Annotated in this window: 10 protein-coding genes; 4 read left to right on the top strand and 6 right to left on the bottom strand. The window is 45.9% G+C overall.

The genetic code is table 11. From position 1 onward, the window contains the following. Position 1 precedes the first annotated feature (1 nt). The 6 genes from xdhB to VRK_RS12930 form a co-directional block, all read right to left on the bottom strand. Positions 2 to 2,506 carry a xanthine dehydrogenase molybdopterin binding subunit gene (gene xdhB, locus VRK_RS12955; RefSeq protein ID WP_059121753.1) on the bottom strand — a complete coding sequence of 835 codons (2,505 nt, stop codon included), beginning with the start codon at positions 2,504 to 2,506 and terminating at the stop codon, positions 2 to 4. Continuing rightward, positions 2,499 to 3,953, bottom strand: a complete 1,455-nt coding sequence (gene xdhA, locus VRK_RS12950; protein ID WP_082671380.1) for a xanthine dehydrogenase small subunit — start codon at positions 3,951 to 3,953, stop codon at positions 2,499 to 2,501. The genes xdhB and xdhA overlap by 8 nt, the downstream gene beginning before the upstream one ends. A gap of 96 nt (positions 3,954 to 4,049) precedes the next feature. Next, on the bottom strand, positions 4,050 to 5,126 hold the full coding sequence (locus VRK_RS12945) for a BMP family ABC transporter substrate-binding protein (protein ID WP_059121752.1): 1,077 nt from the start codon (positions 5,124 to 5,126) through the stop codon (positions 4,050 to 4,052). 315 nt (positions 5,127 to 5,441) lie between these two features. Further along, a complete protein-coding gene (locus tag VRK_RS12940; protein WP_059121751.1) occupies positions 5,442 to 6,374 on the bottom strand; it encodes an ABC transporter permease in 933 nt (310 codons plus the stop codon). After that, positions 6,374 to 7,537 (bottom strand): ABC transporter permease, encoded by a 1,164-nt coding sequence (locus VRK_RS12935; RefSeq protein WP_059121750.1) that lies wholly within the window; start codon positions 7,535 to 7,537, stop codon positions 6,374 to 6,376. The genes VRK_RS12940 and VRK_RS12935 overlap by 1 nt, the downstream gene beginning before the upstream one ends. Next, positions 7,530 to 9,062 (bottom strand): ABC transporter ATP-binding protein, encoded by a 1,533-nt coding sequence (locus tag VRK_RS12930; RefSeq protein WP_059121749.1) that lies wholly within the window; start codon positions 9,060 to 9,062, stop codon positions 7,530 to 7,532. The genes VRK_RS12935 and VRK_RS12930 overlap by 8 nt, the downstream gene beginning before the upstream one ends. Positions 9,063 to 9,448: 386 nt before the next feature. On the opposite strand from VRK_RS12930, the gene VRK_RS12925 reads away from it, so the two are divergent. The 4 genes from VRK_RS12925 (at position 9,449) to VRK_RS12910 (ending at position 14,412) form a co-directional block, all read left to right on the top strand. Further along, positions 9,449 to 10,114, top strand: a complete 666-nt coding sequence (locus tag VRK_RS12925; protein ID WP_059121748.1) for a TetR/AcrR family transcriptional regulator — start codon at positions 9,449 to 9,451, stop codon at positions 10,112 to 10,114. 222 nt (positions 10,115 to 10,336) lie between these two features. Further along, complete coding sequence (locus tag VRK_RS12920; protein ID WP_197413104.1) at positions 10,337 to 12,031, top strand: methyl-accepting chemotaxis protein; 1,695 nt, start codon at positions 10,337 to 10,339, stop codon at positions 12,029 to 12,031. A 66-nt stretch (positions 12,032 to 12,097) separates the two neighbouring features. Then, positions 12,098 to 13,114, top strand: a complete 1,017-nt coding sequence (locus tag VRK_RS12915; RefSeq protein ID WP_059121746.1) for an ABC transporter substrate-binding protein — start codon at positions 12,098 to 12,100, stop codon at positions 13,112 to 13,114. Then, positions 13,111 to 14,412, top strand: coding sequence for a GGDEF domain-containing protein (locus VRK_RS12910; RefSeq protein WP_059121745.1), 1,302 nt, complete (start codon positions 13,111 to 13,113; stop codon positions 14,410 to 14,412). The genes VRK_RS12915 and VRK_RS12910 overlap by 4 nt, the downstream gene beginning before the upstream one ends. Positions 14,413 to 14,554: the final 142 nt, after the last annotated feature.

The following is a 14,554-nucleotide window of genomic DNA, read 5'->3' as shown; positions in this document are numbered from 1 at the left end:
TTTATCCCTCGCTATCTGCTTCACTGTAAACCGCGGTTGTCTGCGTTTGGTGTGCCAGCCATTGATATTGTTGCTGGCAAGCCGTGAGTATTCTTTCCCCTGTGGCAGGGGTATCAAGATCGGGAATGCACTGATGTTCAGAAATTGCAGCAATGGCATCATAAATCGCACACCAAGTGCTGATTGCGTGCATAAAAGGGGGTTCACCGACAGCTTTCGAACGGTAAATACTATGTTCTGGATTGGGGACGTCGTAAAGTTCAATATTCATCTGTTTCGGATAGTCACAGATACTTGGAATTTTATAATTCATCGGACTATGGCTAAGAAGATGTCCACGATCATTCCAGACCAGTTCTTCCGTCGTCAGCCAGCCTAATCCCTGAATGTATCCTCCCTCAATCTGTCCGATATCAATGGCTGGATTCAAGCTACTGCCAACATCATGCAGAATATCCACTCGCTCAACCGTCATCTCTCCGGTGAGCATATCGATCATCACCTCCGAGCAGGAAGCACCGATGGCAAAATAGAAAAAAGGACGTCCGCAGGCTTGCGAACGGTCATAACCAATTTTAGGTGTACTGTAATAGCCTGTTGCAGAAAGGGACACACGATTTAAATAAGCCTGCTGAATTAAGGTCACCCATTCGACTTCTGTACCATCAAGATAGAGGATGCCATCTTTAACTTCAGGTGGATGGGATTGTGAGGACAGACGCTCGTGAGCCATTTGTTGTTGCGAGGACAGACACTCGTTGTGGTTTACCGCAAAGTCAAGCAGCCGCTCTTTCAGGGTCATAGCTGCGTTATGCGCAGCCATACCATTGAGGTCAGCACCAGAAGAAGCTGCGGTTGGTGAGGTATTCGGTACTTTATCGGTTCTCGTCGATGTCACTAAGATCCAGTCGGCTGGGATGCCGAATGTCTGGGCCACGATTTGTTGAATTTTGGTATGTAGTCCTTGGCCCATTTCGGTACCACCATGTGAAACCTGTACCGTTCCATCGGTATAAATATGGATGAGTGCGCCAGCTTGATTGAGGTGCGTTGCTGTGAAAGAAATCCCAAATTTAACTGGAGTCAGGGCTAACCCTTTTTTGAGTACCGGATGATGCCGGTTCCATGCGTGGATGTCCTGACGTCGCTGGCGATAATCACAGGAGATTTCCAGGCGAGTGAGTACATCATGAAGTTCAGCGGTTTGCTCGACTTCCATCCCATAAGGTGTGACGGATTTGCCCGGGCGATAAAGATTTTTTAGGCGAAGATCGAACGGATCCTGCTGCAATGTGATTGCCAAGTCCTGAATAGCTTTTTCAATTATGATCATCCCTTGTGGTCCACCAAACCCTCGAAATGCGGTATGTGAAACAGTATCTGTTTTGAGACGATTGCCGATGATGCAGGCCTGACCAAGAAAATAAGCGTTGTCGGCATGGAACATGGCGCGGTCAACAATTGCGTCAGACAAGTCGGCTGAATGACCGCATAATCCATTGACTTCGATAGTCGCAGCCAGAATTTCTCCATCGTCAGTGGTCGTTAGTTCATAACGATTAAAAAAGGGATGGCGCTTACCAGTCGTTGACATGTCGATTGCACGCGGGAGCCTGAATTTAACGGCTTTCTGGGTGAGTTTTGCGCCCAGACTGGCAAGGCAAGCCCATGCTGCGGCTTGCGTTTCTTTACCACCGAACCCACCCCCCATGCGGCGCATATCAACCGTGACGTGATTGAAAGGAATGTTCAGCACTTCTGCAATCAGATTTTGTACCTCGGTCGGATGTTGAGTTGATGCCCGGATAAAAATACCACCATCTTCCGTCACTTCGGCAAGACTGATTTGGCCCTCCAGATAAAAATGCTCCTGTCCGCCCACGGCCAGCGTACCACGGATGTTCACAGGATTAGCCACTAAAAGTGTCTGTCCTTGGTAAGCTGAAACGTCTGTCCTTGGTAAGTCCCGGTCAGTCCCTTCCGCTAAAAACGTCTGTCCTTGGTAGGCTCCCATCTGGTGGGACGGGAGTAAATGCGCCTGTTGCGATGCTTGTTGATACGAGATCACTGGCTCTTTGGTTTCTTCATATTCAATCAATGCTTTCTGTGCAGCCTGACAGGCGAGTTGGTGGCTTTCCGCGACAACAAAGGCAATGGGTTGGCAAAAATAACGGATGTCATTCTGACACAGGAGCGGATCGCCTTTATGGATGGTGCCAATTTCATTATGTCCCGGAATATCGTGATGGGTAATGACGCGAATAACTCCCGGAGACCGCTGTACTTCAGAGAGATCGAGGTGCTTGATGGTGCCTTTGGCAATGGTACTGGTGATTAATGCCCCATGTAAGCATCCGTGCGGTTCCGGATAATCATCAACAAACAGAGCCTCTCCGGAGACCTGCTTTTTAGCGCTTTCATGCGGTAAGGAGTGACCGACTACATTTGATCGATGCTGAGAGTGAGTCGGTTGTGCCGTATAGGGCTGACTGATAAGTTTACGCATGATAAGTCAACCTCGTTTTAATCGGTGGATATTGATGTCCGGTTTGTTCCTGCCGGACTACAATACTCTGATTGTCAAAGAAATAACGTTGAAGCAGGTTTTGTACCAGATGAATCCGGTATTGGGCTGAACCTCGAATATCACTCAGTGGATGGATCACCTGAGGAACCAGTGCCTGAACATGGCGGATCAGCGACTGGGTCAAGGGTTGACCGATAAATGGAGTTTCCAGAGCTGTCAGGCGAACAGATTTTTCCGCAACGCCCCCGGCCGCGATAATGCAGTGGCTGATATGTCGCTGATCATCAAACGTGAAATTTAAGGCGAGGACAACGGTGGCAATATCGTCTTCATAACGCTTGCTGACTTTATAGATTGCATGTCGCTGCTGTTCCTTTATTTTGGGGAGATAGATTGCACTGATCCATTCATCATTTTGCAACCGGGTTTGACGATAACCGGTAATATAATCTTCGGGAGCATATCGGATGCGCTGTTTGCCATTATCTACTTCAATCTGACCATTTAAGCTGATCAGTAAAGGAGCAATATCGCCGATAGGCGAAGCATGACCCAGACTACCGCCCAACGTAGCACGATGGCGGATGGTAATACTCCCTAAGCGTTCAATAATTTCATCGGTTGATGGGAAGTGTTGTTGCATAAATTGATGGACACGATACATCGGGACCGCAGCCCCCAACCGCCAACTATCGCCGGTTTCCGTGATGGTGAGCAGATCATCGACTTTGGATACATCGATCAACAAGGGGAGAGAGTGATAACGTTGCGTCACTTCCAAAGAGAGATCGGTCCCGCCGGCGATTAATTTTGCTGTTGGATGAGTTTGACGTAGCTTGGCTAATTCCTGACGAGTCTCCGGCATAAAATAGTGCTCGGACTGGAGCGGTGGTACCTGAGCGAACCAGTGTTGAACTGTTTGTCGATGAGCATCAAGGGGATCGGTGATGTCGGTTTGAACGATATCATGGGCGGCTTCAATGAGCGGCCCATATCCGGTGCAGCGGCATAGGTTGCCGGCTAGAAAATCTGCGGGATTCTCTGGTCGGTTTTTCTGTTTCGAGAGCGCGTAGAGCGACATCACAAAGCCGGGGGTACAGAACCCGCACTGACTGCCATGCCGGTTGATGACAGCTTGCTGAACCGGGTGAAGTTGTTCCCCCTGTTTAAGGGACTCCACCGTTATGATCTGTTTTCCGTGTACAGCATGTAACGGGGTAATACATGCATTGATCTGACGGTAACGCAGTGCATAGTGCTCATCTTGGTCAACCATCACCACGGTACATGCACCACAGTCACCACTGGCACAGCCTTCTTTCGTCCCTTTTAATGCACGGTGTTCTCTGAGATAAGTCAGTAGCATCATATCGGCTGATATCGAAGGAATACTGACGATTTGGTTGTTGATCATCACTTCGAGCATAGTTTTTCTTCCCTGAAAAAAGCTGTCCATCTGGTCAAATTATGTCGAAAAAAAACTCACTTCGTACCCGTGTAGAGAACGAAGTGAGTGAAGACATTATTTTGGAATGCTGGCGTCAATTCCTTCAACATACCAATGCATACCGACCAGCTCTTTATCTGACGCTGCGCTTCCTACTGCAACTTTCAGATGACCCTGATTGTCTTTTAACGGACCGGCAAACGGGACAATCGCACCGGATTTGATTTTGTCCTGAGTGTTTTGGATTGCTGTCTTGACGTCAGCCGGTAAGGACTGATTGATGGAGGTAATATGAATGACATCATCTTTAAGTCCTCCCCAGTAATCCGTAGACTTCCACGTTCCGTCCATCACTTCTTGAACGGTTTTAATGTAATAAGGTGCCCAATAATCTCTCACTGAGAACATGTGTGACTTGGGTGCAAAGTGCTGCATGTCTGATGACTGTCCAATCCCCATTACACCCCGTTTCTCTGCGGCAATCAATGGTGCGGGACTATCCGTATGTTGCAACAGAACGTCAACACCTTGATCGATCAGTGCATTTGCTGCATCCGATTCTTTGCCGGGATCGTACCAAGTGTTGACCCAGACAATTTTAATTTTCACGTCCGGATTGACGCTTTTTGCTCCGAGATAAACAGCGTTGATATCTCGAATCACTTCTGGAATCGGGAAGGTTGCAATATAGCCGATCACATTCGATTTGGTCGTCATCCCCGCAGCGACACCAGAGACATAACGGCTTTCATAAGTGCGCAGAGCATAAGTGCCCACATTTTTGCTGCGCTTATAGCCGGTGGCATGTTCAAACACAACTTTAGGAAAACGTTTGGCAACTTTGAGCGTTGGATTCATAAATCCAAAAGAGGTGGTGAAAATAATGTCATTGCCCGCTTTTGCCAATTGAGTAATGACGCGCTCCGCATCAGCGCCTTCGGAAACATTTTCAACAAATGTTGTTTTGACCTGACCGCCGAAGTGGGCTTCCATTTCTTGGCGAGCCTGATCGTGTTCATAACTCCAACCATGGTCACCAACCGGGCCAACATAAACAAAACCGACTTTAAGTGGTTCTTTGGCAAGTGTAGAAGTGGAAAACAACGCTGACAGCGACAAGGCCGTGACGGACAACCACTGATTTATTTTCATGAAATACTCCATTTCATTGATTTTTGTGATTATTAATTGGGTATAGACTTTAACGGTGAGGCGCTGTTTTTATTAAACACGATGTTGCCAAGCCGTTGATAAAAGACAGACTTGCAAAAAACTGACCACATGGTTGTATTTTGACAAAATCAAATCCCAGTATGGTTTAATTTAGTTCGACTATCGATGGAACTGTTTAAAATTGCTCAACAATGAATTCACATGCGGACTCATGGTGGAAAATTTGTGCTGATAATCACCATTATGGTGCGGTTAATGCACCATGATGGGATGTTTGGATAGCGGGACCATCTGCTATGAATGTAGTTTTGGATCAAATGGTTTTCCCAGACTCATTGGGGTCGCCAATTTTTGGCGTAACGCATCAGAACTAATCAGAACCATGACAATCACTGTCGCCAGATAGGGAATCATCGCTAATAAATTGGGCGAAATATCAATGCCCAATCCCTGCATCACTAAATGCATGATTGAACTGCACCCAAACAAGTAGGCTCCGAGCATTAGGTAGCCGATTCGCCAAGACGCAAAAACGACCAGTGCGAGCGCGATCCACCCTCGGCCTGCGGTCATATTTTCCATCCACATCGGGGTGTAAGCCAATGACATGTAAGCACCGGCAAGTCCGGCCATTGCACCTCCAAATGCGATGACACCATAGCGAAGACGAATGACATGAATCCCCAGTGCATTCGCAGCATGTGGATTTTCTCCCACGGCACGAATTGTCAGGCCTAAGCGCGTCCGGTGCATGACCCACCAAGTCAGACCGACAATGAGAAAACTGAGGTAGACCAATAAATCGTGTTGAAATAGGATCGGGCCGATAAAGGGGATCTGGCTGAGTCCGGGAATGGCTAGCTCCTGAAATCCTTCAATCGTATTCCCCACCAATTGACTACCGAGAAATGCGCTCAGCCCGGTACCGAAAATCGTCAAGGCTAAACCAGTAGCGACCTGATTGGTATTCAGGGTTTGAGTCAGTATGGCAAACAACAGGGCCATTATGGTGCCGGCAAACATTGCAATGAGTAGTCCCAAGGCGAGACTCCCACTGAAATAGGCACCGGCAAACCCCGCCATGGCCCCCATGAGCATCATCCCTTCCTGACCGAGATTCAGGACGCCTGATTTTTCACAGACCAGCTCTCCCAATGCAATGAGCAGTAATGGGGTTCCTGTTTTTAAGGCAGCAATCAATATTTGCTGGATGAAAAGTATGTCCATTACGCCGCTCCGTTGTCATTTTTCTGGTGGCTGATGTGAGAGGCATCTATCTCATTGAGCGCTAAAGCCGATGCCATTGCAGGGACAGGCACTGTAGTCGTTGGTCTTTTTCTGCGAACTTTAATTTGATAATGAATCAGGAAATCGCACGCGAGCAGAGAGAACAACAGAATGCCCTGAAAGAGACCGGTTACTGCGGTCGGCAGACCTAACTCGATTTGAGCGAGATCGCTACCCATGTATAAGGCGCCCATGAAGAAAGATGACACAATAATACCGACCGGATGCAGTCTGCCCAGATAAGCGACAATAATCGCGGCATAGCCATATCCGGGAGAGACCGAAGGGATCAACTGCCCAATCGGCCCCGTTACTTCAGCCGCGCCGGCGAATCCGGCTAATGCACCGGCAAATAGCATGACGCCCCAGACAATTTTATGCCGGTTAAATCCGGCATACTGTGCCGCGGAAGTATCTTCACCGAAGACGCGGATTTTAAATCCAGGCAATGTTTTGAACAGAACGATTGCGGTGATGAAAGCAATCAGCATTGCAGCAATAATACTGACCGATGCGCGTCCACTTTCAAACAAGAGGGGTAACGTCACACCATCAGGGAACATAATCGATTCAGGGAAGCCAAAACCATCCGGATCGCTCAGTGGTCCATGAACGGCCCAAAGCAGAACATACAGGCCAATATAGTTGAGCATGATAGTGGTCAGAATAATATTAGTATGAAACAAACGGTTAAGTAATGTGGGGATTGCAGCCCAGCACATGCCCGCGATAATACCAGTCAATAAAACGAGCACTAACATTGTCGCACCGGCATCTTCACTGGCATGAACGGCTACAGCACTGCTGGCGACGGCACCGATTAACAGTTGTCCCTCTGCACCAATATTCCAGATATTGGCCCGATAGCAGATTGCCAGACCGACGGCACAAAGCAGTAAAGGCGTCGCTTTCACCATCAGCTCACCGAGATTGTAACTGTCGCTGAAAGGTTGCAGTAAGAACACGTTGAAAGCTTTGACGGGGCTGACATGCAGCCAGAATAACATCAGGCTGGAAATCAGTAATGTCAGTGAAATGGCAATGAGCGGAGAAAACCATGCCATCATGCGTGAACTTTCGATGCGCGGTTGAACTTTAAGCATGAGAGAGCTCCTCATCCTTTAAAAAGCCACCGGCAATCCACTGCCCGATTTGTTCGATATTGGTTTCACTGGTTTTGACGATGGGAGACACTTGCCCCTCATAAATGGCAGCAAGACGATCACTAATGACGAACAGCTCATCGATATCTTCCGAGATGACGATAATAGCAGTCCCTGCATCTCTTAAAGCGATCAGTTGACGATGAATAGCACTGGCTGCACCGATATCAACACCCCAAGTCGGGTGGGCGCAAATCAAAATAGTTGGTTGTTGATTCACTTCACGGCCAATAATAAATTTCTGTAGATTACCGCCGGAAAGGCTCTTGGCCTGAGCTCGTTCATTGCGACATTTAACCTGATTATCCCGGATGAGTTTGCGGGCGAGGGTTTGCATCATCTTTTGTTGAATAAAGCCGAAACGGGTGAGTTCCGCAGTATGTGTGAGTAAGGTATTTTCTTCCAGTGTCATATCCGGTACGGCTCCCTGGCCTAAACGGTTGGTCGGTACATACGCCATACCAAGGGCGCGTCTGGCGCCTGCATCTAAATGTCCGACAGGTTGACCATGAAAGAAAATACTCTCTTTCGGCGTACGGTGATCTTCTCCGCTTAACGCCTCCAACAGATCTTCCTGACCATTCCCAGCCACACCCGCAATGCCGAGAATCTCGCCACTTTGCATCGACAGGTTGACATTCGTCAGGCCACAACCAAACGGGTGGGTTGGTGATAAAGTCAGCGCATTCGTCTGTAAAAGCGTCTGTCCCCCCAACGATTTTGGATAGCTTTCTGAGAGTTCGGCATCACTGCCAACCATCATGCGAGCAATTGAATTCGGGGTTTCTTGCGCAGGAATACACTCTCCAGTGACTTTTCCACCACGCAGGATCACAGCCCGATCACACAGTGCCGTGACTTCTTTGAGTTTGTGGCTGATAAATAAAATACTACAACCTTCACTGGTCAGCTTGCGCAGCACACGAAATAATCCGGCAACTTCCTGAGGCGTCAGAACTGATGTTGGCTCATCAAGAATCAATAAGCGAATATCCTGAATGAGGCAGCGTAATATCTCCAATCGTTGACGCTCTCCGATACTGAGATGATGCACATAGCGATCCGGATCAACTTGCAGATCGTAACGCTGGCTGATTTCCAGTACTTTCTGTTTCAGGTTGTCAATTTTTTGGAGGAATTCTCGATCGAGACCCAGTTCGATATTTTCCAACACAGTCAGTGTTTCAAACACTGAAAAATGTTGGAAAACCATGCCAATTCCCATTGCTCTGGCTTGATTAGGGGAATGGATTTCAACTTCATGATTATCCCATAAGATCGATCCTTGGCTGGGGCGTGTGACACCATATATCATTTTGACAAGGGTAGATTTTCCAGCACCATTTTCACCCAACAAGGCTAGAATTTCGCCTGCATGAAGTTTCAAATTCACCTGATCATTTGCCACAACCCCCGGAAAAAACTTACTGACATTCCAGAGTTCCAAGAGCGGTATTTTTGTCATATTCAATTCATTCCCTGCAACATATCAGCTGGCGTAATGCAAAAATCTGACCAACTGTTCAACTGAAGCTGATTGTATTATCAATGTGTGGATCATATCCAGATGAAATATTGGGGTGATTTTAATTGATCCGCATCGAACTTGGGAGAGGATTGAAAAGGGAGTTGTGATATTAATGTGCTGTCTGTCCTCGCAACTAAAGCGTCTGTCCCTGTAATTCAAAAGAACTACCGACGCCTGTCCCCGCAACTACAGCTAGTCACAAAAAGCACAAAAAGTGTCTGTCCCTGTAATTACAAAAATTAGAGAAAAACTTGACAGCAATGGAGGGGATAGGGAATAAGGAATGAACTCAATCAATACCTCGATAAGGGACTCTGCTTCATATGAAACAAATTTCTTCGCGTAAAGCTCAGACAGGTGCGATTCGTCAGCGCAATGAAGCACTGATTCTTCAGGCTGCTGCGGATGAATTTGTCAAACATGGTTATAAGGGCACATCCGTTCAGGCTATTGCTGATCGGGTTAATTTGCCGAAGGCGAATATTCTTTACTACTTCCGTTCTAAAAAAGGGCTGTATTTGGCCGTGTTGGAAGATATCCTTAACCTCTGGAATCAAGGGTTCTCCGAAGCTGCCTTAGAGCAACCGCCAGATCAAGTGATTGAACGCTATATCCGCGGGAAAATGCGTTATAGCCGCACCCATCCGAAAGAGTCAAAAATTTTTGCGTTGGAGTTGATCAATGGCGCACAACATATCCAGAACGCCATGCAATTACCGATGGTGAAGTGGACGGAGAAAACAGCCACAATTATCCAAATTTGGATTGAGCGTGGTTTAATTCGACCCATTGAACCGCTGTATCTGTTATTTATGATTTGGGGAACGACTCAATTTTATGCTGATTGTGATACGGAAATTCTTTTGATTAAAAAGCGCGCCCTCAATGATCAAGAGTTTGATGATGCCACGCAATTCGTCGTCGATATGGTTTTACGGGGGCTTGGAATTCGGAGTGAACCCTTGGCTGAGTCGGCATCGTTCTTATAAGATCGTTTTTATATTTTTAGTGAGATTAACTATTGTTTTTTCAGGCATTAAGCATATATGCAGGTCTGTTTTGTCGTGTATTGCCAAAAAAATCTGAGCAATTACGCAGTAGCCCTATACACTTAAATTAAATGAGTTAGTTGGGACGTGATTGTGCAGCATGTGTATGAATGCGTCTGACTGATGAATATTATAAACATTTACAGTTGGCCGGGTTTTATTATGCAATGGATAAAGAATCAGTCTATCACTGTCAAAATGGTCTTTCTTGTTGGTACGATGCTAATACTGACCATTATTCTTTCTTCTTTCAGCCTATTTAAGATGAGCCGAGTTGCTGAAGAGGTCAAAGGGATTGCTCATGAACACATACCTTTGATTCAACTCGTCAGTGATGCCACTGTGAAACAGCTACAGAGTGCGTTGATTGTTGAGAAAGCATTGCAGGCTGCGGATTTTACTGTGGATATTAATGCGGAAGAGTTAAAACGCCTACAACAAAAGTTTAGCCTTGTTTCACAGACGTTTGAGCAGGAAGTTCAGCAAGCACAGTCCAATCTTAAAGGAATGTTGCAAGATCATGAGAATGAAATATTTGAGAAAGAGCGACGATTATTGCAGCATTTAGACGCTGTAATTGCCCATCACCAGCGCTATGAAGACTCCGCCACAGAGATCCTTCAGGCCGTTGTCGAACACCAAAACAGTCAGACATTATCTGAAAAAGCGCAGCAATTGGAAGTGCAGCAAACAGCTCAGAATCAGGAACTTGGCGCACTTTTAGCCGAAGTTGAAAAACTCACCGAATCATCGCTTATGCAAACGGAGCTCGAAGAACAACAGGCAATATGGGGGATGATTTTATTGGTGATTATCGCGTTATCGGTCGGTTTGCTGATTGGGTTGTTTATCAGTCGTCAATTAGTTCATTCTTTGTCTTATGCCTGTACGATTGCTGAGCAGATGGCTCAAGGGAATTTTGATCTTGATGTTCAAGTGGATCGTCATGACGAAGTCGGGCGATTATTAGGTGCGATGCAGACGATGTCGAACTCATTGGGCAATATTGTGTCATCAGTGATGAATAGTAGCTATTCAATTGCGACCTCGGTAGTTGAGTTGGCAACAGTTGCCAGTAGTAATCGACAATCGGTTGAAGAACAGCAGCAGAATACAGAGCAGGTTGCGAGTGCCATGACTGAAATGGCCGCGACAATCACGCAAGTTGCAGCCAATGCCGAAGAAGCTTCCACATCCAGTCAGCGAGCTGAAATCTGTGTGAAAGATGGCTGCCGGATGATTGAAGATACCAACAACCTTGCGGAGAATTTAGTGAAAAGCGCTGAGAACTCACAGGCACTGATCACCAACTTACAATCAGGTACGACGAAAATTCAGAATTTTGTGTCTGTCGTGAATGCCATTGCAGAACAGACAAACTTACTGGCTTTGAATGCGTCGATTGAAGCCGCAAGAGCGGGTGAGCAAGGGCGGGGTTTCGCTGTCGTTGCCGATGAAGTCCGAGTTCTGGCAGCACGCAGTCAGGAAGCGACTCAAGAAATCGACTCGTTAATTGAATCATTGGTGGATAACACTGATTCGGCAGTCAATGCCATTCAGGTCAGCAGTGAGCAAATTGGGCAGTCTTCAATATTGATTCAGGATATCAGGCAACAAATGAATCTTATTGATCAGTCGCTCATCGAATTGAATGAAGCTAATGTTCAGATTGCGACTGCTAGTGAACAACAATCGGTTGCGGCAGAGCAGATCAGCCGGAGTATGGTGCATATTAGAGACTCTGGGCAAGCTGTGCTGATGAGCACGGATGAAACAAAACGAGCTAGTGAAGATCTATCGATACAGGCATCTGATTTACGTCATTTGATGTCTCAGTTTCAGGTTAAGTCGGGATAAATTGCAAGCATCATGTGCTGTTCCTGAACATTAATATAGGTGTGGAGGAATATGGATAATGGATAGATGATCACTCGTTTTACTTTTCTCAGGTGGGTCGAATTACTGATCATACTGGTCGTCGGTTTTTCTATGTTTTTATTTTGGGTACATAAAGAACAAGCAATGTTGATGCAAAATTCTAAAGAGCATATTCGTATTGCTGTTTCTCAGACACCGTTGTCTTCACCATTTCTGGTTGCAAAACAATTAGGTATATTTGCCAAATATGGGTTAGATGTGGTGTTTGTTCCTTGTTATGGCGGTGTCGCTTGTATTCGTGAACTATTTTCAGGCACGGTGGACTACGCCACGGCTTCAGAGTCTGTGGTGATGTTTGAGAGTTTCAGACGCAAAGACTTTATGGTTCTGAGCAGTTTTGTGCAGTCTGATAATGACTTGAAACTGTTGTCATTACAACGTACCGGTGTTCGTCAAGTGAATGACTTGATTGGTAAAACTGTGGGTGTGGTTGAAGCGAGTGCTTCAGAATTTTATCTGGATGCATTATTACTGGTTCATAACCTTACCAATGATCAGATTAAAAAAATTTATTTAAAGCCGCAATTGCTTACCATTGCGCTATTTGAGGAGCAGGTTGACGCGATATCTGTATGGGAACCATATGGTTATCAGGCAGCGTTACAATCAACCGAGCCTCTGGTTGATTTAAGTCTGAGTGGTGTGTATCAACTCTCATTTAATCTTTTGATGATGCGCTCGTCTTATATTCAAAAACAAGAGACCCACCAACGTTTGTTGCAAGCTCTGGCAGATACTATCGATTGGATGCATCAACATCCTGAATCGTCCCGGAGCCTTGTCGGCAAAGCACTTTCCATCAAGGAAACTCAGCTGGAAAGCACTTGGAAAGACTATGTCTTCCGGCTTTCGTTAGGTAATGCATTGTTGTCTAATCTACAGTTGCAGGCTCGTTGGGCTATTGATACCGGTATCGTGAATGGTTCATTGCCGGATTACCGTAAGATGTTTGCGTCAGATATGTTGGAACGGTTACGGGACCAACCGAGTGTCTTACCATGATCCGTTCAATTTCTCGAAAACTACTGCTGCTATTAATTACGACTTTACTCCTGTTTGGACTAATTATATTTTCGCTCTGGAGTTTAGCCAAAGAACAAGCCCAGACCCGGAATAATTTAGAGTCCATTATGCAGATTCAGTTGAGTATTGATTCTTTGCGTAGTCAGTTGTGGGGATTCTTACAATATGAAGACACCGATATGTTGAAACAGGTTTCTGTCGCACAGCAACGGCTATCGGAGAAGTTAGATCAGTTTGCTTATTCAGACCGTCATACGAGAAATATGATCCGAATGAATGAAAATTTATCGATCTTAATCGCCCAGGAAACAAAATTTGGTCAGTCTGTCATGAAAATGGAAGGGAAGATGTCAGGCCGGGATTTACTTCATGCCCGGTATAATATGCTGGTACAGAATATGACGGAAGATCTGCTCGATTTGCAACGGAAAAAACTGAATCAAAGTCGTGAGAATCAACAGATTACGCTGATACTGGCTGCCTCGAATTTGTTGATTTTTTCTGCGTTTGTCTGGGGGTTCGCTTTGCAAATTTATCGACATTTCCAGTCTGGCTTTAAGGCTCTGAAACATGGTTTTCATGAACTCTCGCAAGGCAAATTGAGCAGTCAGATCGAGACAAACCATTTAGACTCTGAATTTGTTGCGCTGGCGGAATTGTTCCACCAGATGAAAAGTGCACTGAGAAAAACAATGGTGTCCCGGGATGATTTGCAAACGGAAGTTCATCGACAAACCGAGGAGTTAAAAGCGCAAAAAGAGCGGTTGCTTTTCTTGTCTGAACATGACTATCTGACCGGATTGTTGAATCGGCGGGCTTTTGAGGAGCATTTGGAACGAGCTTTACTCAAAGCGAGTCGTTCTGGAATGAAAGTGGTGGTCTTGTTTTTAGATTTGGATAAATTTAAACAGGTGAATGATAATTACGGGCACGAAATTGGCGATGAATTGATCCGCAGCATTGGCGAACGTATTCATCATCACATCCAAGCCCCTGATTTTGCCGGGCGCATTGGTGGCGATGAGTTTGTGATTTGTTTGGATTTACTGGAAAATGTCGGTTGTATCGAGGCCAGAATCCAGCGGTTGTCAGAAGAGATTTCTCAACCGATTGCGGTGAACGACATACAAATTTCTGTTGGTGTCAGTATCGGGATGAGTTGTTTTCCGGATGATGCGTCAAATAAACAAGGGCTCCTATCTCATGCTGACAAATCAATGTATGAGATCAAATATGATAAGCGTATCGGAAGCTTGGATATATCAGACGTGGTTTGAGTATCAGGGCTCTTCTCTTATTTTCCCTCTATATTTCCTAGATTTTTCAATCCATTATTTTTGCTCATCTCTTGGCTGTTGCGGTACATTGCTGATACCGCCTGGGGAATGATTGTCTGAATAATTTCTGTTGGAACTTCAT

The organism is Vibrio sp. MEBiC08052 (assembly GCF_001506075.1).
Lineage (GTDB): Bacteria > Pseudomonadota > Gammaproteobacteria > Enterobacterales > Vibrionaceae > Vibrio.
Note: the sequence above shows the minus strand (reverse complement) of the source record. Positions and strands in the feature narration are given on the sequence as shown.